Origin of the sequence: Paraburkholderia sp. CNPSo 3076 (assembly GCF_026343935.1) — a bacterium.
Classification (GTDB): Bacteria; Pseudomonadota; Gammaproteobacteria; order Burkholderiales; family Burkholderiaceae; genus Paraburkholderia; species Paraburkholderia nodosa.
The window spans coordinates 53,550-79,159 of sequence record NZ_JAPMAL010000010.1 but is presented as its reverse complement, the minus strand read 5'-3'; the positions used below and the strand labels follow the sequence as shown (position 1 = coordinate 79,159).

General features: G+C 63.6%; 18 protein-coding genes, 1 tRNA gene and 2 pseudogenes. 14 read left to right on the top strand and 7 right to left on the bottom strand.

All coding sequences use genetic code 11. The features are described from left to right. Positions 1–17 precede the first annotated feature (17 nt). The 3 genes and pseudogenes from M3A49_RS13480 to M3A49_RS13470 all read right to left on the bottom strand — a co-directional run bounded on the left by M3A49_RS13480 (position 18) and on the right by M3A49_RS13470 (position 1,880). A complete protein-coding gene (locus M3A49_RS13480; RefSeq protein WP_266229093.1) occupies positions 18–356 on the bottom strand; it encodes a DUF4148 domain-containing protein in 339 nt (112 codons plus the stop codon). A gap of 172 nt (positions 357–528) precedes the next feature. Continuing rightward, positions 529–1,212, bottom strand: a complete 684-nt coding sequence (locus M3A49_RS13475) for a DJ-1/PfpI family protein (RefSeq protein WP_254355556.1) — start codon at positions 1,210–1,212, stop codon at positions 529–531. Positions 1,213–1,443: 231 nt separating this feature from the next. Next, a pseudogene (locus M3A49_RS13470) lies at positions 1,444–1,880 on the bottom strand (carboxymuconolactone decarboxylase family protein). Positions 1,881–1,940: 60 nt separating this feature from the next. Between M3A49_RS13470 and M3A49_RS13465 the strand changes: the two are divergent. The 3 genes from M3A49_RS13465 to M3A49_RS13455 all read left to right on the top strand — a co-directional run bounded on the left by M3A49_RS13465 (position 1,941) and on the right by M3A49_RS13455 (position 4,224). After that, positions 1,941–2,297 carry a hypothetical protein gene (locus tag M3A49_RS13465; RefSeq protein WP_266229092.1) on the top strand — a complete coding sequence of 119 codons (357 nt, stop codon included), beginning with the start codon at positions 1,941–1,943 and terminating at the stop codon, positions 2,295–2,297. A 323-nt stretch (positions 2,298–2,620) separates the two neighbouring features. Further along, positions 2,621–3,070: an HU family DNA-binding protein gene (locus M3A49_RS13460; RefSeq protein ID WP_028205533.1), complete on the top strand. Its 450-nt coding sequence runs from the start codon at positions 2,621–2,623 to the stop codon at positions 3,068–3,070. A gap of 254 nt (positions 3,071–3,324) precedes the next feature. Beyond that, positions 3,325–4,224 (top strand): LysR substrate-binding domain-containing protein, encoded by a 900-nt coding sequence (locus M3A49_RS13455; protein ID WP_266229091.1) that lies wholly within the window; start codon positions 3,325–3,327, stop codon positions 4,222–4,224. A gap of 230 nt (positions 4,225–4,454) precedes the next feature. Here the strand turns inward: M3A49_RS13455 and M3A49_RS13450 are convergent, their stop codons facing one another. Further along, positions 4,455–5,648: a porin gene (locus M3A49_RS13450; RefSeq protein ID WP_254355559.1), complete on the bottom strand. Its 1,194-nt coding sequence runs from the start codon at positions 5,646–5,648 to the stop codon at positions 4,455–4,457. Between the two features lie 220 nt (positions 5,649–5,868). Continuing rightward, positions 5,869–7,278: a YihY/virulence factor BrkB family protein gene (locus M3A49_RS13445; protein WP_266229090.1), complete on the bottom strand. Its 1,410-nt coding sequence runs from the start codon at positions 7,276–7,278 to the stop codon at positions 5,869–5,871. A gap of 191 nt (positions 7,279–7,469) precedes the next feature. Between M3A49_RS13445 and fdnG the strand changes: the two genes are divergently transcribed. The 7 genes from fdnG to M3A49_RS13410 all read left to right on the top strand — a co-directional run bounded on the left by fdnG (position 7,470) and on the right by M3A49_RS13410 (position 16,713). After that, entirely contained in the window at positions 7,470–10,541 is a 3,072-nt protein-coding gene (gene fdnG, locus M3A49_RS13440; RefSeq protein WP_266229089.1) for a formate dehydrogenase-N subunit alpha, read from the top strand. 12 nt (positions 10,542–10,553) lie between these two features. Continuing rightward, positions 10,554–11,492, top strand: a complete 939-nt coding sequence (gene fdxH, locus M3A49_RS13435) for a formate dehydrogenase subunit beta (protein WP_254332467.1) — start codon at positions 10,554–10,556, stop codon at positions 11,490–11,492. Continuing rightward, on the top strand, positions 11,479–12,105 hold the full coding sequence (locus tag M3A49_RS13430) for a formate dehydrogenase subunit gamma (protein ID WP_254355562.1): 627 nt from the start codon (positions 11,479–11,481) through the stop codon (positions 12,103–12,105). Before fdxH ends, M3A49_RS13430 begins: the two co-directional genes overlap by 14 nt. Positions 12,106–12,230: 125 nt before the next feature. After that, complete coding sequence (gene fdhE, locus M3A49_RS13425) at positions 12,231–13,163, top strand: formate dehydrogenase accessory protein FdhE (RefSeq protein WP_266229088.1); 933 nt, start codon at positions 12,231–12,233, stop codon at positions 13,161–13,163. Positions 13,164–13,178: 15 nt separating this feature from the next. After that, complete coding sequence (gene selA, locus M3A49_RS13420) at positions 13,179–14,645, top strand: L-seryl-tRNA(Sec) selenium transferase (RefSeq protein WP_266229087.1); 1,467 nt, start codon at positions 13,179–13,181, stop codon at positions 14,643–14,645. Next, complete coding sequence (gene selB, locus M3A49_RS13415) at positions 14,642–16,570, top strand: selenocysteine-specific translation elongation factor (RefSeq protein ID WP_266229086.1); 1,929 nt, start codon at positions 14,642–14,644, stop codon at positions 16,568–16,570. The genes selA and selB overlap by 4 nt, the downstream gene beginning before the upstream one ends. 47 nt (positions 16,571–16,617) lie before the next feature. After that, a tRNA-Sec gene (locus M3A49_RS13410) sits at positions 16,618–16,713 on the top strand. A 277-nt stretch (positions 16,714–16,990) separates the two neighbouring features. On the opposite strand, the gene M3A49_RS42680 is transcribed toward M3A49_RS13410, so the two are convergent. Then, positions 16,991–17,359: a TniQ family protein gene (locus M3A49_RS42680; RefSeq protein ID WP_416338954.1), complete on the bottom strand. Its 369-nt coding sequence runs from the start codon at positions 17,357–17,359 to the stop codon at positions 16,991–16,993. Between the two features lie 251 nt (positions 17,360–17,610). Here M3A49_RS42680 and M3A49_RS13405 point away from each other — a divergent pair, with 251 nt between their 5' ends. Next, the gene (locus tag M3A49_RS13405; RefSeq protein ID WP_266229085.1) at positions 17,611–17,859 is read left to right on the top strand and encodes a hypothetical protein; all 249 of its coding nucleotides are present in this window, start codon (positions 17,611–17,613) and stop codon (positions 17,857–17,859) included. Between the two features lie 1,096 nt (positions 17,860–18,955). Continuing rightward, positions 18,956–20,006 (top strand): annotated as a pseudogene (locus tag M3A49_RS13400) (AI-2E family transporter). A gap of 132 nt (positions 20,007–20,138) precedes the next feature. Here the strand turns inward: M3A49_RS13400 and M3A49_RS13395 are convergent. Continuing rightward, complete coding sequence (locus M3A49_RS13395) at positions 20,139–20,891, bottom strand: TetR/AcrR family transcriptional regulator (RefSeq protein WP_266229084.1); 753 nt, start codon at positions 20,889–20,891, stop codon at positions 20,139–20,141. Between the two features lie 521 nt (positions 20,892–21,412). Between M3A49_RS13395 and M3A49_RS13390 the strand changes: the two genes are divergently transcribed. Both M3A49_RS13390 and M3A49_RS13385 read left to right on the top strand, forming a co-directional pair. Then, on the top strand, positions 21,413–22,441 hold the full coding sequence (locus tag M3A49_RS13390) for an efflux RND transporter periplasmic adaptor subunit (RefSeq protein ID WP_266229083.1): 1,029 nt from the start codon (positions 21,413–21,415) through the stop codon (positions 22,439–22,441). After that, positions 22,438–25,608 (top strand): efflux RND transporter permease subunit, encoded by a 3,171-nt coding sequence (locus tag M3A49_RS13385; RefSeq protein ID WP_266229082.1) that lies wholly within the window; start codon positions 22,438–22,440, stop codon positions 25,606–25,608. The genes M3A49_RS13390 and M3A49_RS13385 overlap by 4 nt, the downstream gene beginning before the upstream one ends. Positions 25,609–25,610: the final 2 nt, after the last annotated feature.

Sequence of the window (25,610 nt, the reverse complement as noted above, 5' to 3'; positions counted from 1 at the left end):
ACGGCCGCCGACGCGAATTACTGGCTGGCGCCAGCAGCAGCGTTAGCTTTCTTCTGTGCATCCTGCAGGTTCTGCGGATAGTTCGGGTCGTTCAGTGCCGGCTTGTAGCCCGCGTCTTCCAGCTTCTTCAGCTCGGCGTTGTTCTTCGCGCGGGCTTGCTTGCGTTCGGCCTTGCGCTGCGCTTTGGCCTGAGCCTTTGCCTGCGCCTTCTGTTCCTTGGTGAGCGGTTGCGAGGCCGTGGCCGTGGCCGCGGCGGGTGCGCTGGCTTCCGTTTGCGCGAATGCCGGCGCGGCAACGCCGATCAGGAATGCGGCGGTCGCCGCGGCGAGAGTCAGCTTGCTGGTGGTGGAGTGCATTAATTCCCCTAATGACTGGTTTGAACGACTTACTCAGGGCTGGGACGACGGGCGCAGATGGCTGCGGCGCGCCCGTTGCTCAATGTAATCGATCCCCACCAAAGACGGTAGCAAGCGCTGACCCTGGCTTGCTGGTAACCGCAGCGGCGACCCCGGCGGCCTCGCTGGGCACTCAGGCGCCGAGTTTCGCGGCCGCCGCTGCGACTACGCGCGCGCGTTCGGCGAGCGACGCAGCTGTCTGCGCGCGCAACCTTTCCACGATCACACGCGGCGCGCTGGCGGGGTCGCCCGCATCGAATGGCGGCGCGGGGGCGTATTCAAGTTCGAGCTGGAGCGCCTGGGCGGCCTCGTCGCCGATCAGCTCGGCGGCGAGCGTTAATGCGAAATCGATACCGGCAGTGATGCCGCCGCCGGTCAGCACGTTCCCGTCGCGCACCACGCGCGCTTTCACGGGCAGCGCGCCGAGCGGCTCCAGCAGTTCGTGGAAGGCCCAGTGCGTGGTCGCGCGGCGTCCGCGCAGCAGCCCGGCCGCGCCGAGCACGAGCGCGCCCGTGCAAACCGAGGTGACGTAGCGCGCCGTGCTCGCCTGGCGGCGCAGGAACGCGAGCGTCTCGTCGTCGGGAATCAGCAGGGAGACGCCACTGCCGCCCGGCACGCAGACCACGTCGAGTGGCGGGCAGTCCTCGAAGGTCGTGTCGGGCGTGAGCATGAGACCGGTGCTCGAGCGCACCGGATCGCGCGTCTTCCAGATGAGCCGCGCCTGGCTGTCCGGCATCGACGCGAGCACGTCGTACGGGCCGGTCAGGTCGAGCTGCTGAACGTTGGGAAATGCGAGAAATCCGATTTGCAGTGCCATGTGGGGTTCCCGGTCAAGATTGGACTGTCGCAAAGGGTCGACAGCTGTGTCGATGATTCGGAAATCACTGTAATCTCGCCCCGGTCCACAACCATGCCAAAAACCACGCAAAAACTGCCAGCGGCGCACGTGCGAGCCGCAATCGGAAAGCGTTCACTGAACGAGACACGCGCCGCGTTCAGCCGCCGCTTAACTTGCGGCAACTGAAGCGGCGCGTTGGCTGCTTCAAACTCAGGCCGGCATCTTGCGGAACGTCACCGCGATGCGGTTCCAGCCGTTGATCGCGATGATCGGCAGCGTGAGTCGGCGATCTCCTGATCGCTGAAATGCGGCTTCACGCGTTCCCAAACGTCGTCGGGCACGTGCGTTTGCGCGAACAGCGTGACCGATTCGGTCCATTCGAGCGCCGCGCGCTCGCGTTCAGTGTAGAACGGCGTTTCGCGCCACACCGATACCGTGGCGAGCCGGCGATCGGTTTCGCCGCCCTTACGTGCATCAATGGTGTGCATGTCGACACAACAGGCGCAGCCATTGATCTGCGAAGCGCGCAGGCGCCCCCGTTCTGCGAGCGGCTTTTCGATCGAGCTTTTGCTCGCGCGCTCTTCGAGCGCAATCATGGCCTTCGTGCCTTCCGGGTTGGCCTTGTAGAAATCCAGACGTGCTTGCATGAGCGTTCACCTATCGAGTTGAATTTCGTGGCGCTGTCGTCGACAGCGAGGTTGACAACGATGCGTTGGACTCGCGAACTGCGTAACCGCAGGTGCACTTTAGGCGTTGTCAATCAGGCGTATTCGCAGCGCCACGACGTGCTGCTCGCGCATCTGAGCGGACCGCTTGCGCCGTGGCTCGAACCCGTCATGCCGAACACGGCGGGGTTGCACCTGGCGGCACGGCTCGTCGCGCCGCTCGACGCCGCCGCGCTCGCGCAGGCCGCGCGCCGCGCGTCGATCGGCCTGCACCCGCTCGCGCCGTTTCATCTCGAAGCGCCTGTGCAGAGCGGTTTTCTGTTCGGTTACGGTGGAGTCGACGCCGAGCGTATCGACGCCGCGCTGACGTCGCTCGCCACGCTGCTGCGCACGCTTTGACTGCATCTTGCCGTCTCGGCGACACCGGCGTGGCAGCCGAAATCGTGCAAAAACGCCATACGTATGGCGCTTTCCTGATGAACGCGGCGTGCGCCGCGCCGACCGAAGTGCGTCGTCCGTCAGCGATTCGGGCGCGTCCGGGGCACGTTTACCCCTGTAAACAGGCGTCAAAATGTGATCGAGAGTCAGCGCCGCGCAACAAAATCGTAACGACAATGCAAAAGCTTCACGCAAAACGCTTGCGCGTATGTAGAATCCGCCGTTGAAGCACGTGCATTCCGCAGTGCTTCTTCGATTCACTGACCAACACTGGTAGGAGAAACATGCCGACTTCCGCAAAGAAAGTGGCCGCAAAAAAGGCAGCTGCCCCGGCCAAGAAGGTTGCCGCAAAGAAAGCGCCCGCCACCAAGACGGCCGCAGCTAAGAAGGTCGCCGTGAAGGCGTCCGGCGCACCGACGCCGATCAAGGACACCTTCACGAAGGCCTCGCTGGCTACCCACGTCGCTGAGCGTGCAGGCGTCGAGCCGAAGGCTGCCAAGGCCGTGCTCGCCGCGCTGGAAGACACGATCCTCGGTTCGGTCCACAAGAAGGGCGCTGGCGAATTCACGCTGTCGGGCCTTCTGAAGATCGTCGTCCAGGCCGTGCCGGCGAAGAAGAAGCGCTTCGGCAAGGATCCGTTCACGGGCGAAGAGCGCTGGTTCCCGGCGAAGCCCGCATCGGTCCGCATCAAGGCGCGCGCCCTGAAGAAGCTGAAGGACGCAGCAGCAGCCTGATCGCGCTGATTGCGCTACAAGCCGCGGCCTTCGGGTAGCGGTTACCCGTCAGTACCAAAAAATCCCCGTTGGCGTCGAGCCCACGGGGATTTTTCATTTGGTACGTGCAATGCGCACTGAAACTGCTTTGCTATGTCCTGATGTTATGGCTGATATTCAGTATGATATCTCTGTATTTGCGATATGGTCGTCGTCGATATCATATGAAAGTGATGCTTTAGACAGAATAGTTCAACCATCCATAACAAGGTGTTATGCAGACAGCCGACCTCAGTTTGCGCCAGGTGGAAGCGTTTCGCGCGTTGATGCAATGGCGCACCGTCACGCGCGCGGCACAGGCGCTCGGCATTTCTCAACCTGCGGTGAGCCGTTTGCTTGCCGACTTCGAAGCAAAGGTGGGGTTCGCGCTTTTCGAGCGGCGCCGGGGGCGTTTGCTGCCGACCGTCGAGGCCCATACGCTGCAAGACGAAGTCGAGCGCGCGTTCTTCGGTTTCGAGCGCGTGGCTCAGGCGGCCGCGCAGATTCGCGCGCAACGGCGCGGCGTCGTGCGCGTTGCCGCTTCGGCGGATCTTTGCGCCGACTTCCTGCCGCGCGTGGCCGCCGCGTTTGCGAGCGAGCACGAAGGCGTCGATTTCGAATTGCTGACGGGCGAGGCCGCCGGGATTGCCGAGCGGGTGGCGGCGCAACGCTGCGATCTCGGTTTCGTCGCGCAAGCCGTCGCGCATCCTGGCGCGCGTCTCGAGTATCTGGGTGAATGGCCGCTGCGCTGCATCGTGCCGCGCGGGCACCGGCTCGCGCGCAAACGCGTGATTCATGCGCAAGACTGCGCGGGCGAACCCTTCATTTCGTTTGCCGCGGCGAGCGAGGCGCGCCTCTCGATCGACCGGCACTTTGCCGAATGCGGGGTGGCGCGCGAGCCCGGCGTCGAAGCGGCGCTCGCGCAATCCGTCGTGGCGATGGTGGAGGCGGGGATGGGCATCGCGCTCGTCGACGCGCTGACAGCGCAGCACGCGAGCGCGCGGGTGAGCGTGAAGCGCTTCACGCCCGCGCTGTCGAGCGCGCTCCATGTCGTGCGCGGCACGCAGCGCGCGGCGACGGCGCTGAGCGACGCGTTCGTGTGGCACGCCGCCGCCGCGCTGGCGCGGCTGCGTTGAGCCTTTCGCTCGTGTAAAAGGCGTGTAAAAGGCGTAAGTCAAGACTTTACGTGAACACGCCGTGGGGGATTGCTTCTAAAACCCGGCGGCCATAAAAAAACCAGCCAGGGCTTGCGCCTGAGGCTGGTTTGTGGGGCGTTTCGTTTTTAGCTGCGTGGTCTCGCGAGCTGCGCCGGAAGGGCTCGTCAGCCCGTTCCGGCGCCGGGCCGAAGCCCGGAGTAAAGCGTTGCTTAGAACTTGTGGCGGATGCCCAGGCTGACCATGGTCTGCGAGCTCGTAGCTGAGTTGTAGCCGTACGAGCCGATCGACGCGCCTGCGATCGACGTCGTGGTCGCGCTGTCGCGCTGCGTGCCGTTGGCGTGCTGCCAGGCCGCCACAGCGTACAGGTCGGTGCGCTTCGACAGGTTGTAGTCCGCGCCGAGCGAAACCTGGTTGTACGTGTTCGAGGTGTCGCCAGAGCCGTGCGTCCAGGTGTAGCCGAGGCCGAGCAGCAGTGCCGGGTTCAGCTGATAACCGAGGTAGCCGCCTGCGACGTTGAAGCGCTGGTTCGACGGGAATGCCGAAGCGCTGTCCCGGCGCATCTGAACGTTGCTGTAACGGCCGTTGAACGTGAACGGACCAGCGACGTATTGTGCAGCCACCGAAGCAATGCCAACCGACTTCGCCGAAGCGTAAGCCTGGGTGATCTGGCTGCCGTCCTGGAACATGGCGTCCGACGTTGCGCCCGAAGCCCAGCCGCCGTTAGCCGCGCGCGATGCCGGCGACGACGCGTTGTCCATGCGGACGTAGCCGCCGGCGACGTTGAACGAGCCGATGCCGTACGTTGCAGCAGCACCCCAGGTCTGACCCGAGCCGGTCGAGCCAGCCACGCCGCCAAACGCGTACATGCCTTCGAACTGGAAGCCTTGCAGAACTGGCGAGACGTACTTGACCGCGCTGTTCGTACGCGAGCTGTTGTCGTTGTTGTCGACGTCACCCGGGGTAGCGAACGTGCTGCCGAAGTAGTTGTCACCCGTCAGCGGCTGAACCATGTCGACCACGGGGTCGTACTGGCGGCCGAACGTGACCGTACCGTACTGGTCGTGCGACAGGCCAACGAATGCTTGACGGCCGAAGATCGCCGTGTTGCCGTTGTACTTGCCCATCTTGCCGCTGTTGATGTCGAAGCCGCTTTCCAATTGGAAAATTGCCTTAAGGCCGCCGCCCAGATCTTCCGTGCCCTTCAGGCCCCAGCGGTTACCCTGCAGGTTGCCGCCGACCAGGGCGACCAGGTTCTTGTTTTGACCTTGGCTGTTCATCGTGTGGTTGACGTACTGGATCGATTCGTCGATCACACCATAGAGGGTCACGCTGCTTTGAGCGTGAGCGGTGCCAGCTGCGGCCAAGAGGGCCAGCGAGAGGGTCGAGAGAGCGACTCGTTTCATTCTGTTTTCTCCACGCAGAAATTGTTTAGTTGTTGCGCGTTGCAGAATAACGCAGCAGGCCAGGCGACCTGAAATGAAAAAATAAAGATTGTCGCGAAAACCTGACACCGGCCAGAACCCCTTGTCAGACGGGGCCTCGGTCCACTATGCCGTTTTAAGAAATATTGGATTGTTGATCGAGCATTATTGTCGTTTTTGATAAAAGTTCCGTAAACAGCCGTTATTTTTTCGCCTTACTGCGACCTTGGGTGGCCGCCTCAATTGGCGCGGCGGCATTGGGGTGGCGGCGCCTGCCGGCGGCTGTCATGGCGAGCGCGGCGCTGGCGACGAACAGCACCGAACCCCACGGGTGGCGCTTCACGTAGCGGTCCGCGGCGGCGACCGTGCGGCCCGCGTGGACCAGCGTGAGCGCGGCCGCGTAAGTGGCGCTGTCCTCCATGCGCACGACCGAACGGCGGATCTGCAGCCCCGATTTCAGCCTCCCGAACGCGCCGCCATGCGCGCTCGCGCGCCCGATCGCGCCGAGCGGAGTTTCCGATCGTGTCGATTTGTCTGCCAAAATGGCTGCCGCCAGAGCCGCAGGCATTGCCGTGGCGGCCGTGCCGGCGTTTCCGATCGGCACGGCCGATGGCGCCAGCGCAGCGGCGGGACGGTCCGCACGCTTCGTGTCGTGCCGCGCGACGATGGTGGAGGCGGCGAGCACCGAGGCCAGCTTGGCGCGGCTGCCGGGCGGTGTTTCCTCAAGGAAACCCCACGCGCCACGCGGGTCGTGCATGCGCCCGCGCGCGGCCGAGAATTCCGCGCCGAGCAGGAGCACCGCCGCTGAAAAATAGAGCCACATGAGCAGCACCGCGAGCGAGCCGGCGGCGCCGAAGGCCGTCGCCATGCCCGCGTGCGCGAGATAGAGCGCGAATAGCTTCTTGCCCGCCGAGAACAGCACCGCCGCGACGATGCCGCCCACCATCGCGTCGCGCCAGCGCACGTCGGCGTCGGGCAGGAAGCGCAGCAGGGCGCCGAACGCGACGGCCAGCACCACGAGACCCACGGCGAGTTGCATCAGGTTGCCAATGATCACATAAGGAGAATTGCCCCAGAGCCACTGACCGACGAACGTAATGGCCGTGTCGAGCACGAGCGAGACGATCAGCAGGAACGCGACGCCCAGCACGAGGCTGAACGAAATGAGCCGCACGCGCACGAGCGCCATCATGCTGGAGGGACGCTGCCCGTCCGGCGGCCAGACGATGTTCAGCGCGGAATTGAGCGAGGAGAAGGTTGCGGACGCGCCGATTACGAGCAGGGCGAGCGAGATAATCGCCGCGACGCCGCCCTTGCCGCCCGCCCGGTGCGCGTTCTGCACGATGGTGGTGATGCCCGCGGCCGCGTCGTCGCCGAGCACGTTGTGGACCTGGCGGAAGAGTTCGCCGCGGGCGGCATCGTCGCCAAAGAACCAGCCGGCCACGGCAATCACCATCACGAGCGTGGGCGCGAGCGAAAACGCCGAATAGAACGCGATGCTCGCCGCCAGCGACGGGCAGCGATTGGCAATGAACTGGCGCAACGCGCCCACCACCCACGACGCTTCCTTGCGCGCGGCGGACTGCAGTCGTTCGGTGGAAAGCGTTGACATGATGGAGCGCCCCGCGGTGGTGCTTCAGTGGTTCGTTTTCGTCACAAAGTTGGCTCGTTCAACATTCAATATTAGCAAGCGGGGTTCCCGGGCGATCTCGCGCTGCACGTAAAGCTCGCGGGCATCCAGCGCGATCCGTCTCCCAAAACGTCTTATACTGAAAAAACCCACAACCAGGCCGAGGACGAATCATGCTGCAGATGTCCCGGCGCCAGTTCCTCAAGGTCACGGCTACGTCGCTGGCGGGTTCCAGCCTCGCGTTGATGGGGTTCGCGCCCGACAACGCGCTTGCCGAGGTCCGACAATACAAACTGGCGCGCACCACTGAAACCCGCAATACCTGCCCGTACTGCTCGGTTGGTTGCGGGATCCTCATGTACGGTCTCGGCGATGGCGCGAAGAATGCTACGACGAGCGTCATCCATATCGAGGGCGATCCCGATCACCCCGTCAATCGCGGCACGCTGTGCCCGAAGGGCGCGAGCCTGATCGATTTCATTCATAGCGAGAGCCGCCTCAAGTACCCCGAGTACCGGGCGGCCGGCTCGAACGAGTGGAAACGCATTTCGTGGGATGAGGCGCTCGACCGGATCGCGAAGCTGTTGAAGGAAGATCGCGACGCGAACTTCGTCGAGAAAACCGCCGACGGCAAGACCGTGAACCGCTGGTTGACCACGGGCATGCTGGCCGCATCGGCGGGCACCAACGAAGTCGGCTATCTCACGCACAAAGTGGCCCGCAGCATGGGCCTGCTAGCATTCGACAACCAGGCGCGTGTCTGACACGGCCCGACGGTGGCAGGTCTTGCCCCGACGTTTGGCCGTGGAGCGATGACGAACCATTGGGTCGACATTCGCAATGCGGACGTGATTCTGGTGATGGGCGGCAATGCGGCCGAGGCGCACCCGTGCGGCTTCAAGTGGGTCACGGAGGCGAAGGCGCACCGCAAGGCGCGGCTCATCGTGGTGGACCCGCGCTTCACGCGCACGGCATCGGTCGCGGACTTCTACGCGCCGATCCGCACGGGCACGGACGTCGCCTTTCTTGGCGCGGTGATCAGCTACTTGCTCACCAACGACAAGATCCAGCACGAGTACGTGAAGAACTACACGGACTTCTCGTTCATCGTGCGCGAAGACTACGCGTTCAACGACGGCATTTTTTCGGGCTACGATCCTCAGAAGCATTCGTACCCAGACAAGTCGTCGTGGAACTACGAGCTCGGCGACGACGGCTTCGTGAAGACCGACGACACGCTGCAGAATCCGCGCTGCGTATATCAGCTGCTCAAGCAGCATTACTCGCGCTACACGCCCGAGATGGTCGAGAAAGTGTGCGGCACGCCGAAGGACAAATTCCTGAAGGTGTGCGAAATGCTTGCGAGCACGGCCGTGCCGGGCCGCGCGGCCACGATCATGTATGCGCTCGGCTGGACCCATCACTCGATCGGCTCGCAGAATATCCGCACCGGCGCGATGGTGCAGCTCCTGCTCGGCAATATCGGCATTGCGGGCGGCGGCATGAACGCGCTGCGCGGCCACTCGAACATCCAGGGGCTGACCGACCTCGGGCTCATGTCGAACCTGCTCACGGGTTACATGACGCTGCCGTTCGAAGCGGAGCAGGACTACGACGACTACATCAAGAAGCGCGCGTCGCAGCCCATGCGGCCGAACCAGCTCAGCTACTGGCAGCATTACGGCGCATTCTTCGTGAGCTTCATGAAGTCGTGGTGGGGCGACGCAGCCACGAAGGACAACAACTGGGGCTACGACTGGCTGCCCAAGCTCGACAAGCCGTACGACCTGCTGCAGACCATCGAGTTGATGAATCAGGGCAAGGTCAACGGCTATATCTGCCAGGGCTTCAACGTCATGGCGTCCTCCCCGAACAAGGCCAAGACCGTCTCGGCGCTCAGCAAGCTCAAGTGGCTCGTGATCATGGACCCGCTCGCCATCGAAACTGCCGAGTTCTGGAAGAAGTACGGCGACTATAACGATGTCGATCCGACTTCGATTCAAACCGAAGTGTTCCGTTTGCCCACCACGTGCTTTGCGGAAGAAAACGGCTCTCTCGTGAGTTCGAGCCGCGTGCTGCAGTGGCACTGGAAGGGTGCGGAGCCGCCGGGCGAGGCGAAGAGCGACCTCGAGATCATGTCGGGCCTGTTCCTGCGCATACGCGCCGCGTATCAGAAGGACGGCGGCAAGCTGCCCGATCCGATCGTCAAGCTCGACTGGCCCTATTCGAATCCCGCGAGCCCTACGCCGGAAGAACTGGCGAAGGAGTACAACGGCCGTGCCCTCGCCGACCTGACCGATGCGAAAGATCCGACCAAGGTGCTCGTGAAGAAGGGCGAGCAGCTCTCGGCCTTCGCGCAGCTGAAGGACGATGGCACGACCGCGAGCGGCTGCTGGATCTTCTGCGGCGCGTGGACCCAGGCGGGCAACCAGATGGGTCGGCGCGACAACGACGACCCCACGGGCATCGGGCAGACGCTCAACTGGGCCTGGGCGTGGCCGGCGAACCGGCGCGTGCTGTACAACCGTGCCTCGTGCGACGTGGCGGGCAAGCCCTTCGATCCGACCCGCAAGCTGATAGGCTGGAACGGCAGTGCATGGACGGGCGCGGACATACCCGACTACAAGGTCGATGAAGCGCCCGATCAGGGCATGGGGCCGTTCATCATGAACCCCGAGGGCGTGGCGCGCTTCTTCGCCCGCGACGGCATGAACGAAGGTCCATTCCCTGAGCATTACGAACCGTTCGAGAACCCGCTCGGCTATAACCCGTTCCATCCGAACAACCCGCTCGCCACGAGCAATCCGGCGGCGCGCGTGTTCCCCGACGACCGCAAGACGTTTGGAACCGCGCAGCAGTTCCCGCATGTGGCGACCACGTACCGGCTCACCGAGCACTTCCACTTCTGGACGAAACACGCCCGGCTGAACGCGATCATTCAGCCGCAGCAGTTCGTCGAGATCGGCGAGGCGCTCGCGAAGGAGGTGGGCGTGGTGGCGGGCGAGCGCGTGAAGGTGTCGAGCAATCGCGGCTATCTGGTCGCGGTGGCGGTGGTCACCAAGCGCATCAAGCCGCTGACCATCGAGGGCAAGACCGTGCATCAGGTTGGCGTACCGCTGCACTGGGGCTTCACGGGACTCACGCACCCGGGCTATCTGACGAATACGCTCACGCCGCCCGTGGGCGACGGCAATTCGCAGACACCCGAGTTCAAGTCGTTCCTCGTGAAGGTCGAAAAGGCATAGGGGGCGCGAACCATGGCATTGCAATCACTCGACATCAAGCGCATCTCAGCCACGACCACGCCGCCGCCGGGCGTGCGCGAGCCGGTCACGGGCACGGTCGCGAAGCTCATCGACGTGACCAAGTGCATTGGCTGCAAGGCGTGTCAAACGGCGTGCATGGAGTGGAACGATCTGCGCGACGAAATCGGTGTCAATACGGGTGTCTACGACAATCCGCACGATCTCACCGAGCACTCGTGGACCGTCATGCGGTTCTCGGAATGGGAGAACCCGGACGGCAACCTCGAATGGCTGATTCGCAAGGACGGCTGCATGCATTGCGAGGACCCGGGCTGCCTGAAGGCGTGTCCGTCGCCGGGCGCGATCGTGCAGTATACGAACGGCATCGTGGATTTCCACCAGGAGAATTGCATTGGCTGCGGCTTTTGCATCACGGGCTGCCCATTCAATATTCCGCGCCTCTCGCAGAAGGACCGTCGCGTCTACAAATGCACGCTGTGTTCGGACCGCGTGGCGGTGGGGCAGGAACCCGCTTGCGTGAAGACCTGCCCGACGGGCGCAATCGTGTTCGGCACCAAGGAAGACATGAAGCAGCATGCGGCCGAGCGCATCGTGGACCTCAAGGAGCGCGGCTTTCAGAACGCCGGGCTCTACGATCCGCCGGGCGTGAGCGGCACGCACGTAATGTATGTGCTGCATCACGCGGACCGGCCCTCGCTTTATCACGGGCTGCCCGATAACCCGCGCATCAGCCCGATGGTGCGGCTCTGGAAGGGCGCCGCCAAGCCGATCGCACTCGGCATCATGGCGCTCACGGCGCTGGCGGGTTTCTTCCACTACACGCGAGTCGGCCCGAACGAGGTGACGGAAGAAGATGAAGTTGCCGCGCGCGACGAGGCGCGGCGCATGCGTGGCGAACCGCCCGAGGAGCGCAGCGATGAAAGACGATGAACCGCAACTGATCGAGCGCTACACGCCCAACGAGCGCAGCAACCACTGGATCACCGCGATCAGCTTCATCCTGCTCGCGCTCTCGGGCCTCGCGATGTTTCATCCGGCCATGTCCTGGCTTTATGCGGTGCTTGGCGGCGGCCAGTGGACGCGTATTTTGCATCCGTTCATCGGCATCGTGATGTTCGTCTCGTTCCTGCTCCTTGCGTTGCGCTTCTGGCATCACAACTATCTGGACAAAGACGATATCCAGTGGATGAAACAGATGGGCGACGTGCTCAACAACCGCGAAGACAGGTTGCCCGAGATCGGCCGCTACAATGCGGGCCAGAAGCTGTTATTCTTTGTGATGGTGGTTTGCCTCGTGCTGTTGCTTTTGAGCGGCATCGTGATCTGGCGGCGATATTTTTCGATCTATTTCTCGATCGAGATTATCCGGCTCTCTTCCCTGGTGCATGCGGTAGCGGCGTTCGTGCTGATGTGCGGCATCATCGTCCATATTTATGCAGCGCTTTGGGTGAAGGGGTCGATCGGCGCGATGACGCGCGGTTACGTCACTTGGGGCTGGGCGAGAAAGCATCATCCGCGCTGGTTCCGCGAGAGCATCAAGTAACGCACAGGCTGCGCGCCGCCTGCCGCGCCGTTGGCTAAGGCAGTGGCGGCGCGAGCGGCAAACCGCCGGCGCCCGCGAGGGCACGGCGGTTTTTTCTTTGTGAAGCCGTTCTGGAGCAGACCGTCGTGACGCAACGCATTCTCGACCCGCAGCAAATCGAATCGCTCGATCCTTCGGCGATTCCGCGCATCCGTCTGCCCGAGCGCTTCGCCTTTTTCAGCACGCGCGCCGTGCGCCTGCGGCATCTCGCGGACCACAATCCCATTGGCGGCTACGTGCGTCTCATGGCAGCGCTCGTCGATGCGCAGCAGGAGGCGCTCGAACATTGCAGCGCGTCCATGCCTTCGCGCGAAGCCATTGCGAACGCGCAGCATCATTGCATGCCGATACTGCCGGCGATTTCGGGCGAGCGTGATCCGCAATGGCACGCCGTGCTATTGCGTCTCGCCGATCGGGTCGAAGCGGCAGGAGCCGTCGCGCCTGCGCTCGCGAAAGTGCTAGACGAACTGCGCGCCATGAACGAAGCGCAACTCGACGTCCAGGCCGATGCGGTTCTCGCGCAGCGCTACACCGAAGTCGCACCCGCCACCGCGCCGTTCATCATGGCCGCGCTGCAGGTGGTGTGGACCGACCTCGCGAGCCGCATCGATGTGCGGGACGTGCCCTATGTCGACGCACCGGGCGTATGTCCCGTGTGCGGGTCGCCGCCCGTTGCCAGCATCGTGCGCATTGGCGGCGCGTATCAGGGCTATCGGTTTGCGCAATGCGGCCTGTGCGGCACCGAGGCGCACGTGGTGCGGGTGAAGTGCACGAACTGCGATTCGACCAAGGGCATTGCGTATCACGGCATCGAAGGGGGCAATGATGCACTCAAGGCCGAATCGTGCGACGAATGCCATACGTACCGCAAGATCGGCTATCAGGAGAAAGACCTCGATTTCGAGCCGCTTGCCGACGACCTGGCGAGCCTCACGCTCGATCTGCTGATGAGCGATGCGGGCTACCGTCGCGCGAGCCCGAATCCGTTGCTGTGGCCCGAAGTGCCTGGCGACCAGTAAGGAGCCGCGCGCGCCATGAGTGAAACCATGGGACAAGCAGCGGAGCACGACGCGCACGCCCTTCATGTGGTGCTCGCGAAAATGCCGGCCGTCGAGCGCGTGATTGCCTCGGAGCAAGCGCAGCCGCTGATTGCGCAGTACGGACGCACCCAGGTGGTGGCCGCGATACGCGCCACGCAGGACGACTGGCGCCGCGATGTGCGCGCCGGTGCGTTGACGCAGGAAAACAAGGATGCCGAACCATTTTCGCTGGAGCGGGTGATAGCGGCGACCGCACAGCGGTTGGCCGAGCGCACACAAAGCCGCCTGCGTCCGGTCTTCAATCTCACGGGGACGGTGCTGCACACGAATCTCGGCCGCGCACTGCTGCCCGACGAGGCTGTAAAAGCCGTGGTGCAGGCGCTCACGCAACCCGCGAACCTCGAGTTCGATCTCGCGAGCGGCAAGCGCGGCGATCGCGACGACCTGATCGACTCGCTGATCTGCGAGCTGACGGGCGCTGAAGCCGCGACCGTCGTGAACAACAACGCGGCGGCCGTGCTGTTGCTGTTGAGCGCACTCGCCAATCGCAAGGAGGTCGTCGTTTCGCGCGGCGAACTGGTCGAGATCGGCGGGGCGTTTCGCATTCCCGACATCATGAGCCGGGCGGGCGCACGCTTGCGCGAGATCGGCACGACGAACCGAACGCATCTCAAAGATTACGAAGCGGCGATCAACGCGCGTACGGCGCTCCTGATGAAAGTCCATTGCAGCAACTACGCGATCAGCGGCTTTACAAAGAGTGTCGAACTCGATGAACTCGCGCCGCTGGCGCGTCAGCACGGCCTGCCCGTAGCAGTCGATCTGGGCAGCGGGACGCTCGTCGATCTCGCGCAATGGGGCTTGCCAGCCGAGCCCACGGTGCGCGCGACCGTGGAAGCGGGTGCGGACCTCGTGACCTTCAGCGGCGACAAGCTGCTGGGCGGCCCGCAGGCGGGGCTGATCGTAGGGCGCAAGGCGCTCATTGCGAAGATCAAGAAGCACCCGCTCAAGCGCGCGTTGCGGGTCGGCAAGCTCACGCTCGCTGCGCTCGAACCGGTGTTGCGGCTCTATCAGGCGCCCGAATTCTTGCGGGAGCGGCTCACTACGCTGCGCCTTCTCACACGGCCCGCCTTGCAAATGCAAGAGGCCGCGCAGCGCGCGCTGCCCGCGTTTCAGCGCGCCATCGGCGAAGGGTACGCCGCAAGCGTCGAGCCGATGTTCAGCCAGATCGGCAGCGGCGCGCTGCCCGTGGACGTGCTGCCGAGCAGCGGGCTCGTCGTGCGCCATGCGGGTAAGGGCGGCAGTGGCCGCGTGCTGCTCAAGCTCGAACGCGCCTTGCGCGAACTGCCGCGGCCCGTGATCGGCCGCATTGCCGACGACGCCCTGCGTCTGGACCTGCGCTGCCTCGAACCCGCGGACGAAGCGGCGTTCGCGGCGCAACTCGCGGAGCTGCGTCTGTGATCGTCGGCACGGCGGGGCACATCGACCATGGCAAGACCACGCTGGTCCGCGCATTGACCGGCGTGGACACCGACCGCCTGAAAGAAGAGAAGGCGCGCGGCATTTCGATCGAACTGGGTTACGCGTACCTGCCGCTCGCCAACGGCGACGTGCTTGGCTTCATCGATGTGCCCGGGCACGAAAAGCTCGTCCATACGATGGCGGCGGGTGCGTGCGGCATCGACTTCGCGTTGCTCGTGATTGCCGCCGACGACGGCGTGATGCCGCAAACGCGCGAGCATCTCGCCATTCTGCAACTGCTGGGCGTGCGGTATGGCGCAATCGCGCTGACCAAGTGCGATCGCGTGGATGCGACGCGGCTCCCCGCCGTGCGCGCCGAAATCGCCGCGTGGCTTGCTAACACGGTGCTTGCGGACGCACCTGTATTCGAGACCGATGCAACGCAGCCGCATGACGAAGGCGTGGCGCGCCTCGACGCCTGGTTGCGCGAGCGCGCGAGTACATGGCGGGCGCGACGAGACGATGGGCTCTTTCGCCTCGCAGTGGATCGCGTATTTACGCTGACGGGCCAGGGGACGGTGGTGACGGGCACCGTATTCGCCGGGCGCGTGCAGGCAGGCGACGCGCTCGTGCTCGCACCCGCCGGCACTCCTGTGCGCGTGCGCGGCCTGCATGCGCAGAATCGCGCGGTACCGGCCGGCGATGCGGGCCACGCCGGCCAGCGTTGCGCGCTCAATCTCGCGGGCATCGACAAGGCGCAGATTGCGCGCGGCGACTGGATCGTCGATGCACGGCTGGATGAGCCGGCCGTGCGTCTCGACGTCGAACTGCAGTTGCTCGACGACGCGGGCATCACGTTGCAGCACTGGTCGCCGCTGCATGTGCATCTCGGCACGACGCATCGCGTTGCGAACGTCGCGTTGCTCGAAGGCGAAACACTCGCGCCGGGCGCGGCTGCCCGCGTGCAGCTCGTGTTCGAAGCGCCGATGCACGCATTGCCGGGAGACCGCTTCATTGTTCGCAACGCGCAGGCGAACCATACCGTAGGTGGAGGGCGCGTGCTCGATCCGTTCGGCCCGTCGCGGCGGCGCCGGACGCCGGAACGGCGTGCATGGCTCGACGCGTTGCGCAAGTGGCTCGACGAAGCGAACCTGGCACCGCTGATCGAACAAGCGCCGCGCGGTATTGCGCGCGCGACGTTGGTGCAGTTGACCGGTTACGACGAAGCTGCGCTTGCTTTGCCGGCCGATGTGATTTCCATCGCAGCGCAAGGACGCGACGACGAAGGTGCGGTGATCGCACATGCGCACTGGACGAGGCTCACCGAGCGCATTGTCGAGGCGCTCGCCGACTTTCATGCGCGCTCGCCCGACGAGCAGGGGCCGGACGCGGCACGGTTGCGCCGCATGGCGGCACCGCTCGTGAGCGATGCCGTGTGGCGCGCCGCGATTGAAGCGCTCGAGCGCGAGGGGCGCGTGGCGCGCAGCGGGCCGTGGCTGCATCTGCCGTCACACGTGGTGACGCTCGACGCCGACGACGAAGCGCTTGCCGCGCGCCTCATGCCGCTGCTCGCACAAGGGCGTTTCGATCCACCGTGGGTGCGGGATCTCGCGCGCGAGACGCGGCAGCCGGAAGAGAAGGTGCGTGCGCTGCTGCGCAAGCTCGCGCGCCTGGGTATGGTGTATCAGGTCGTGCGCGATTTATTTTACGATCGCGACATGGTGCAAACGCTCGCGCGTGCCGTTGCGCAGATTGCCGAGGAGCAGGGCGGCGCGGTCAATGCCGCGGCGTTTCGCGACGCCACGGCATTGGGCCGCAAGCGCGCGATCCAGATTCTGGAGTACTTCGACCGCGTTGGATATACTCGCTTTCAGCGCGATACGCATCTGCTACGGCACGATAGCCGGATGCGCGAATGGTTGTAGGCACATCGATTTCTGTTGGCGGTTGCAGGTGGTTTGGGTTTGACGAAGGAAGGCATTCGTATCCGGTGGTACGGCCGGGCTTCAAACCCGGTTGGGGGCGTCAGCCGCTCCCGGGTCAGTTCGACTCTGGCTGCCTTCCGCCAGTTTGTTCGCGGGAATATGTGGTTGTTGTTTGTGGAGTTCATCAATTAATGTCGTTTACGACGAGAATTGGTTGGTTTTGTTCTGCCCCAATTTTCCGTTGAGGACTTATCCGGAGCATTGATAAGCGCAACACTCTCGGATCGAGTTTTGCTACTTCAAACGTGCTGATCTTTCTTCCTGTTTTCTGAGACATCCGCGTCGCGACTCTATCTCTCGTTGGCCTTATGTTCTCTAAGCGTAGTTCTTGAAAAGACTTCAAATAGTCGTTGAAGTGCGCTATCTCCGAAAAAATGCGGTCGTCGAAGCGCCATTTGCGAACGCTTCAGGGTTTTGATGGATGTCATCCAGAAATTCGGCGATCAAACGCGCCCGTCGGACTTGTTCATCACTTACCCGTCGAGTCTCGTGGTTTGCCAGACTGGTTGCATCAAGACGAGATAATCCTCGGAGCCAGAACGTGAACGGCTTGCGTTCTGCAGCCTCGGCGACGGCCTCGAGGAGAGTGCCGTGAATGGGGCAGACTTCCGCACAATCGATCGACCAAAGTATGCGGTTGTAATTTTGGCGACGCAAAGTCTCGTCATCGCGGTAGCAGGATGGGCAGAAGCGCTCTTTTTCGGAGAGAAGTTTCGTGCATGCGACCAAACCTCGCAGCGGAAGCAGCGTTCTCAGAATGAGGTCAGTGCGCAGTGTAAGTTACTCGAGGGCGTCGACCCTCGCACCGACATGTGCCATCGACATCAGAATGACATGACGCGGCAAAATTGAGTTCTTTATTCGTTAATTGGCGAATTCGCAACGGACAATTGCGATCGTCGTTTCGACGTCTGGCGTGCATATAATTCTAGCCGTCACGCAACACAGTATCTGAACGATATTTCAACAAAGGAATACTAATGAAAAAACATTTGATTGCCAGGATGGGTAAAGCGAAAACACAAAACGCGCATCGGATCGTACAGTACGCGCTTCGCAGTGCTGCCACGGCGTCTACGCCTGACACCGCAATCGACCTCCTTGGCGAGGCGTTGCTGGAACTGGAGCGCCTGCTTGCGCGAAGGAGCGCGCGGGTGCCAGCGGTTCCCGTCGATCCGAGTCACCGCCTGAGCACGCATGCATATGCTTTCGTATCGGCGATCGTGTGATGCTGCAATCGGCGACGTAGAGATCGTTGACGAGCGCGGCAGACGCGTGGATCACCGCAAGAAAGCCGGTTTTTCGAACAAAGTTGACTGTTAGCACAATATTGATAATAATATCATATATGCGGATGGCCGATGTGCTCGCGCGGCCCCGAGCCACGTGCGCACCGATGCACGCCGTACGACTGCAAACCAGGCGACGCACGCCTGGCAGCCCAATTTTCCAACCGTTGACCATGAAACCGCGAACGCTGCTTTCGATTGCAAGTCTTGCTGTCTGGGCGATAGCGGCAAATGCCGTAGCCGCTGGTACGGCCGACGGCGGACCACCAGGCATCGTGCTGGCGCCACCGCCTGTGATCGCGCCGCCTCCCGCCATTCTCCTTCAGCTTCCAGATCCCGGCGCGGCGGCCGGCGGTCGAGTTGATGGCGGCCAGAAGCATCGCGATAGCCGGTCTCGTCAGTCAAAACCGGCAAGCGCAGCCTCGGCTACCGTAAAGGTTTAACCGATGATTCCCCATTGCGGAACGAGCGATTCGTTTGAACGGTGGCGAGAATGAAACGACGTCCGGGTTTCCTGACCGCCGTGTGCGTTGTTGTCTTCGCCGCGGTGCTTGGCGGGTGCGCATCGATAGTGACGCCTGCGCCTCGCGTCATAGCGATTGTCGTTCCCCCGATGCCAGCGCCCGTGGCCGTCATGCCACCCGCGCCGCCAGACGTGGTGCGGCCGCGCTTCACGGACATTGCCGAACACTCGGACCGGCGGCCGGACGTCACGGCTCCCCGGACGAAGGACAAGGACGGCCCATCCTGCTCGCCAAACGACAATCGCCGCGCTTTTGCCACAACGATGGCGATCTGACCTGACACCGCCCGTTGACCGTCTCGCGAAGCTGAATGCGCGGAGTAGCAGGCAGCCGGCAGAGCATGGCACGCATCGGGTTTGGCAACGCGTCACGCCGTCGTGCGCGCTGGATGCCTGGCAACAATTGTTGCCGCGGCCAACGGGTGCGTACCCTGATGCGGGAACACTATCCATCAAGGACCACACTCGCGGGCCCAATTACCTCATGCGATTGAACACCGGAAGCGCGCACCCATGATTACTTACCGTCGCCAATCAGTTTTCTGGGGAGCCGTTGCCTTGTCGGCCGGCGTCCTGCTATGGAGTCTGCGCCCCGTGCTCACGCCGTTTCTTCTCGGCGCAATGATCGCGTATATCCTGCAGCCGGGCGTGGAATGGCTGGTGCGTCGTACCAAGAGGACTCGCCGCGCTCACCATGATCTGCCTGTTCGCGTCGGTGGGCACGTCGCTGATTTTGCTCGTATTCCTGATCGTTCAGAAGGAAGGGCCTGAGTTCGCGCAACAGGTTCCATTGCTCGCGGCGCAGCTCGACGCTACGTTCAAGCCGCGGCTGGCTTCGCTGGGGATCAACTATTCGCTGGATCTGGCAAATGTTCGCGAGGGGCTGGCAGCGCGTCTGATCGCCAGCGAGCAGGGCGCTGCCGTTGCCGTCTGGCGGTACCTTTGCACAGGCGGCAACGTGATGATCAATGTCGTGGGGAACCTGGTGCTGGTGCCGCTCGTGCTTTTCTATCTGCTCTACGACAGGCACGAGGCATTCGAGCGCCTGGAGAGCTTCGTGCCGCGGCGCTGGCTGTGCAAGACGCGGGAGTTCGTCACGGAGATCGATAAGATGATGTCGCAGTATCTGCGTGGTCAGTTGCTTGTCGTCGCAATACTCGCGGTGTTTTATCCCGTCGCGCTGGCGCTCGCGGGACTGGACATCGCGCTGCCCGTCGGCCTGCTGACGGCGCTTGCCGTCTTCATCCCATACATCGGATTCGCAACTGCGCTGGCATTGGCGCTGACCGCTGCGCTGCTGCAATTCGGAGGCTGGTACGGCGTGGTTATGGTGGCCGTCGTGTATGGAGCAGGGCAGATTCTCGAAAGCGTCATTCTCACGCCGCGGCTTGTCGGCGAGCGTATCGGCCTGCATCCGCTCGCAGTCATTTTCTCGTTGCTGGCTTTCGGGAAGCTGTTCGGTTTCTTCGGTGTCCTGCTTGCGCTACCCGCCAGTGCCGTGTTTGCATCGGCGTTGCACGAATTGCGGCGCCGCTATCTGGCGAGCGCGCTCTATCAGGCGTGAGCAGCAAGAGGCGAGCGCCCGCTGTGCGGCGCGCCGCCGGAAAACTATGTACGCACAGGCAGGCCGGATGCGCGTCGCGCTCAACGCGAGTCCCGCTCGGCCCGCTTGCTCGCGGTACAGCGCTGGCTCGCTTCAGCTGCTCGCGTTGTGTGGTGGCGCGGGCAGCGGGCGCCGCGCGATCGTTTCCGCCTCATGGCGTTTGAGGCCGAATGCCTGCAGGACGATCGCTGCTGTATTTTCGGCGAACTTCTCGGCTCTTGAGCGCAGAACTCTCCGCGCGCGAACCGCCCGCTTCGATGATGTCGACAGATCGAGTTCGGCCGCGATTCCGGCGAGCACCGTGCCGATCACGGAAACGACGCACATCAGTTCGTCTGCGACCATGAAGCGCTCCTTCGAAATGCCTATTGCCGTATCGCGCAGCAGCCGCTGACCAAGCCCCCTGCTGAGCGCGCGCCTGGACAGCCCTTCGCGTATCAGCAATTGTCCCCAGAGCGGCTCGCGAATGGCGCGCAACAGTGTATGGCGTACCGACACGGCGATCATTTCCGCCGGGTCGGACAGCCCGATTGCGAGCTGGTCGAGCGTGTCCGCGAATTCCTCGAACAGCCAGTCGACGAGCGCGGCGAAGATTCCTTCCTTCGAGTCGAAGTGGTTGTAGAACGACCCGAAACCCACATCGGCGGCCTCCGTGATCTCGCTGATGGTCACGCCGTCCATTCCTTTCTCCGCCACCAGGCCGAAGGCGGCGTCGAGCAACCGGACGCGCGTCTCGTATTTACGCCGTGCCAGACGGGGCGATCGCCCTTCCGTCGAGTCACGGCTTGCGCCCGGCGCACTGAGCTTGGGCCGGCGACTCGCGCGCATTTTGGGGACATCTGGCATGGGGCCTCCTGATTCTCAGTTTTGTCAGATTGTAGATTTAAATCTCAATATTGACAATGTGATCAGAAATGGATCTAATGTCATCCGGTGTGCTGGGCGTAGCGGAAACAGGGAAGTCGGCAAGACAAGAAGGAACCGGGTGGATGCAGCGAAAGCGTCTGTGACGCGCTGCCGGACACTCGACCCCTGTCCGCAGACGCCGCGCACGAAGCGCGTGGGCATAAGCCAACGCGTCAATCGGAGGCTGCTGATCCGCAGCGTGCTGCATGGCGACGACCCGCGGCAAAACGCCGGGCAATAGTTGCGTCGCGTCGTTGCAGAGGATCGGTAACGCATGGGTTGGCTTTTTTCCTGGTTTTATCACCTGCCTTTTGAACATCGTGAAACATTCCGGTCCTGTCGCGCTGAAACGGGCGCGCTCCTCGTTCTCTTCCCTGTTCCGGCGGACGCACAGGTTGCCCGTCGTCATCGCGGCGTGTAGCGCGATCCTCCTTGGCGCATGCCATCAGCGTGAAGCCGCCATGCCGGAGCCCAAGCCCGTGGTGGCGCGCGCCGTTCATCCAGATGGGCGTGTGCCGAGCGCGTCATTGCCGGCGCAGGTGCAGGCACGCTACTCCACGCCTCTGTCGTTCCGGGTCGGCGGCAAGGTCGTCGAACGGCGTGTGCGCATCGGCGACACCGTGAAGGCCGGGCAGATCGTCGCGCTGCTCGATCCGACCGATTTGCAGAACAACCTGGTCAACGCGCGCGCGCAGCTCGATGCGGCGGAGCATCGCCTCGTTTTTGCGAAGCAGCAGCTCGACCGCGATGAGGCGCAGGCGCGCGCGAACCTCATCGCAACGGCGCAGCTGGAGCAGTCCCAGGACGCCTACGCTTCCGCACTTGCACAGCGCACCTCCGCTCTCGCGCAGATGGCGCTCGCGACGGATCATCTGCGCTACGCGACGCTCACGGCCGATCACGACGGCGTCATCACGTCGGAAGACGCCGATACCGGGCAGAACGTGCAGGCCACCGAGGCCGTGTACCACCTCGACTGGACGGGCGACGTCGACATTGTTTGTGACGCTCCGGAAAGCACCGTCAACGCGCTAAGTGTCGGCGGCAAGGCGCGCGTGTCGTTGCCGGCACTTCCTGGCGAGTCATTCGATGCGACGGTGCGTGAGGTGTCTGCCGCCGCAGATTCCCAAAGCCGCACCTGGCGGGTCAAACTGTCCCTGACTGCGCCGACAGCCGAAGTACGTCTCGGCATGACGGCCAACGTGAGCTTTGCCGTCGCAGCCGATGACGCCGCGGGCGAGCCGTACACGCTGCCGGTGACAGCGCTTTTCCATCAGGGCGCAAGCCCTGCCGTATGGGTCGTTCGCAAAGGGAGCGACACGCTCGAACTGCGCCCCGTCACGATCGAGCGATACGACGAGCGCACGGTGTCGATCGCTTCCGGTTTGCACGATGGCGACCGCGTCGTGCTGCAAGGCGTGCATGCGGTGAGTTCGGGGCTGCACGTACAGGTGGTGCCTCCGCTGCATCAGGAGGACCCCACGACATGAACGCCCGCGACCATGAAAACGCGCGCGACAGCGCGCCCGTGAATGCTTCCGGCAAAGACGCCGCTGACGCAACCGGCTTCAATCTCTCATCCTGGGCGCTGCGGCACCAGCAGCTCGTGATCTTCCTGATCGGCCTCGCCACACTGTTCGGCGTGATCGGCTATACCCGCCTCGCGCAATCGGAAGACCCGCCGTTCACGTTCCGCACGATGGTCATCAAGACCTACTGGCCGGGCGCGAGCGCGCGCGAGGTGCAGGAGCAGATCACCGACCGGATCGGCCGTCAATTGCAGGCGGCGCCTTATGTCGACAACATCAAGAGCTACTCGCGGCCCGGCGAGTCGATGATCTTTTTCGCAATGAAAGACTCGGCGCCCGTCAAGGACGTGCCCGAGACGTGGTACCAGGTCCGCAAGAAGGTCGGCGACATCGCGGCGACGTTGCCGAAGGGAACGGTCGGGCCGTTCTTCAACGATGAGTTCGGCGACGTCTACACGAACATCTACGCGCTCGAAGGCGATGGCTTTTCTCCCGCACAACTCCACGACTATGCGGACAAACTGCGCACCGCGCTGCTGCGCGTACCGGGTGTCGCGAAGGTCGACTACTTTGGCGATCCCGATCAGCACATTTTTGTCGAGATCTCGAACGCGCGGCTGACGAGCCTGTCGCTTTCGCCACAGCAACTGGCTCAGGCCATCGACGCGCAGAATGCGGTCGCACCAGTGGGCACCTTTACGACGGCGGATGACCGCGTGTTCGTGCGCCCAAGCGGCGCATTCAAGGACGAACAGGCACTCGCGGACACGCTGATCACCGTCAACAAGCGCACGTTCCGCCTCGGCGACATCGCGAGCATCAAGCGTGGCTACGACGATCCACCCGTCACGCAGATGCGCGTCGGCGGTCAGGCGGTGCTCGGCATCGGCATCACGATGCAAAAGGGCGGTGACGTCATCGACCTCGGGAACGCACTCGACGCAAAGGCGGCAGAGCTTCAGCAATCGTTGCCCGCGGGGCTGAAGCTTGCGCCCGTCTCGAGCATGCCGCACGCGGTCAAGCACTCGGTCGACGAGTTCGTGCGTTCGGTCGGCGAAGCGGTAGCCATTGTGCTGGTCGTGAGCCTCGTTTCGCTTGGCCTGCGCACAGGCATGGTGGTCGTCATCACCATTCCGATCGTGCTCGCAGTGACGGCGCTGTGCATGCATGTGTTCGGTATCGGGCTGGACAAGGTGTCGCTCGGTACGCTTGTGCTTGCGCTGGGCCTGCTTGTCGACGATGCGATCATCGCCGTCGAAATGATGGCCGTGAAGCTGGAGCAGGGCTGGAGCCGCATGCGCGCGGCGGCCTTTGCCTATTCGAGCACGGCATTTCCGATGCTGACCGGAACCCTGGTAACGGTCTCGGGCTTCCTGCCGATCGCGCTCGCGAAATCGAGCACGGGTGAGTACACCCGCTCGATCTTCGAGGTGTCGGCCATCGCGCTGATCGTCTCGTGGTTCGCGGCGGTCGTGCTGGTGCCCCTGCTCGGCTTTCATATGTTGCCGGAGCGCAAGGCTCACGCTGGCGCGGGACATGATCATGAGCACGAGGTGTACAACACGGGCTTCTACCGCCGCCTGTCGGGCTGGGTCACATGGTGCATCGAGCGGCGCTGGGTGGTGCTCGGCGTCACCGGCGGTCTGTTCGCGCTCGCCATGATCGCGTTCACGCGCGTGCCGCAACAGTTCTTCCCGAACTCCGAGCGGCCCGAACTGCTGGTCGATCTGAGGCTGCCGGAAGGCGCGTCGTTCCAGGCCACCCTGCGTGAAGCGCAGCGCCTTGAGAAAGTCCTGCAAGGCAAGCCCGGCATCGATCATTACGTCGACTTCGTCGGCACCGGCGCGCCGCGCTTCTATCTGCCGCTCGACCAGCAGTTGCAGCAGCCCAACTTCGCGCAGTTTGTCATCACCGCGAAGGACGTCGAGACGCGCGAGGAGCTGATGCACTGGCTCGACGCGAAGCTGGAGACGGACTTCTCCGGCGAGCGCACGCGCGTCGCACGACTCGAGAACGGACCGCCCGTCGGCTTCCCGATCAAGTTCCGCGTGAGCGGCGACGATATCGCAACGGTGCACTCGATCGCCGAAACGGTCGCGGATCAGGTCCGTGCCGACCCGCGCACGCGCAACGTGCAGTTCGACTGGGACGAGCCGGCCGAGCGCTCGATCTCGTTCGAAATCGACCAGAACCGTGCGCGCCAGCTCGGCGTGACGTCGCAGGACGTGTCCAGCTTCCTGGCGATGACGCTGTCTGGCTACACGGTCACGCAGTATCGCGAAGGCGACAAGCTGATCAATGTCGATCTGCGTGCGCCGAAAAACGAGCGCGTCGATCCCGCGAAGCTCACGAGCCTTGCCATCCCCACACCGAACGGCCCGGTGCCGCTCGGCTCGCTCGGGCGCGTGCGCGACTCGCTCGAATACGGCGTGATCTGGGAACGCGATCGCCAGCCGACCATCACCGTGCAGGCCGACGTGAGCGGCGACGCGCAGGCCATCGACGTGACACGCGAAATCGAGCACGCGCTTGCCGCTGCGCGCGCCAAACTGCCGGTCGGCTATCGCATCGAGGTGGGCGGCGCGGTCGAAGAAAGTGTCAAGGGCCAGACATCGATCAACGCGGAGATGCCGCTGATGATCATCGCGGTGCTGACACTGCTGATGATCCAGCTGAAGAACTTCGCGCGTACCTTCATCGTCGTGCTGACCGCGCCGCTGGGCCTGATTGGCGTGGTCGCTGCCCTGCTGCTTTTCGGCAAGCCGTTTGGTTTCGTCGCATTGCTGGGCGTGATCGCGATGTTCGGCATCATCATGCGTAACTCCGTGATTCTGGTGGACCAGATCGACCAGGACATCGCTGCCGGGCACGCGCGCTTTGACGCCATTATCGGGGCGACCGTGCGGCGCTTCCGGCCGATCATGCTGACGGCCGCTGCCGCGGTGCTCGCGCTGATTCCACTGCTTCGCTCCGGCTTCTTCGGGCCCATGGCGACGGCGCTGATGGGCGGCATCACCGTCGCCACATTGCTGACGGTGTTCTTCCTGCCGGCGCTCTATGCGACCTGCTTCGGGGTCCGCCGTGACGAGCACGGCGCGCAACAGGTCGTCGAGCATTCGGAGGGTTGATC

Bases quoted from the DNA above. Each gene is read 5' to 3' on its own strand.
- M3A49_RS13385 (WP_266229082.1), top strand. From the start codon at position 22,438: ATGAACGCCCGCGACCATGAAAACGCGCGCGACAGCGCGCCCGTGAAT.
- M3A49_RS13390 (WP_266229083.1), top strand. From the start codon at position 21,413: ATGCCGGAGCCCAAGCCCGTGGTGGCGCGCGCCGTTCATCCAGATGGG.
- M3A49_RS13460 (WP_028205533.1), top strand. From the start codon at position 2,621: ATGCCGACTTCCGCAAAGAAAGTGGCCGCAAAAAAGGCAGCTGCCCCG.
- M3A49_RS13450 (WP_254355559.1), bottom strand. From the start codon at position 5,648: ATGAAACGAGTCGCTCTCTCGACCCTCTCGCTGGCCCTCTTGGCCGCA.
- M3A49_RS13395 (WP_266229084.1), bottom strand. From the start codon at position 20,891: ATGCCAGATGTCCCCAAAATGCGCGCGAGTCGCCGGCCCAAGCTCAGT.
- M3A49_RS13405 (WP_266229085.1), top strand. From the start codon at position 17,611: ATGAAAAAACATTTGATTGCCAGGATGGGTAAAGCGAAAACACAAAAC.
- M3A49_RS13445 (WP_266229090.1), bottom strand. From the start codon at position 7,278: ATGTCAACGCTTTCCACCGAACGACTGCAGTCCGCCGCGCGCAAGGAA.
- M3A49_RS13475 (WP_254355556.1), bottom strand. From the start codon at position 1,212: ATGGCACTGCAAATCGGATTTCTCGCATTTCCCAACGTTCAGCAGCTC.
- M3A49_RS13455 (WP_266229091.1), top strand. From the start codon at position 3,325: ATGCAGACAGCCGACCTCAGTTTGCGCCAGGTGGAAGCGTTTCGCGCG.
- M3A49_RS13480 (WP_266229093.1), bottom strand. From the start codon at position 356: ATGCACTCCACCACCAGCAAGCTGACTCTCGCCGCGGCGACCGCCGCA.
- M3A49_RS13430 (WP_254355562.1), top strand. From the start codon at position 11,479: ATGAAAGACGATGAACCGCAACTGATCGAGCGCTACACGCCCAACGAG.
- M3A49_RS13465 (WP_266229092.1), top strand. From the start codon at position 1,941: ATGCGTTGGACTCGCGAACTGCGTAACCGCAGGTGCACTTTAGGCGTT.
- selA (WP_266229087.1), top strand. From the start codon at position 13,179: ATGAGTGAAACCATGGGACAAGCAGCGGAGCACGACGCGCACGCCCTT.
- fdxH (WP_254332467.1), top strand. From the start codon at position 10,554: ATGGCATTGCAATCACTCGACATCAAGCGCATCTCAGCCACGACCACG.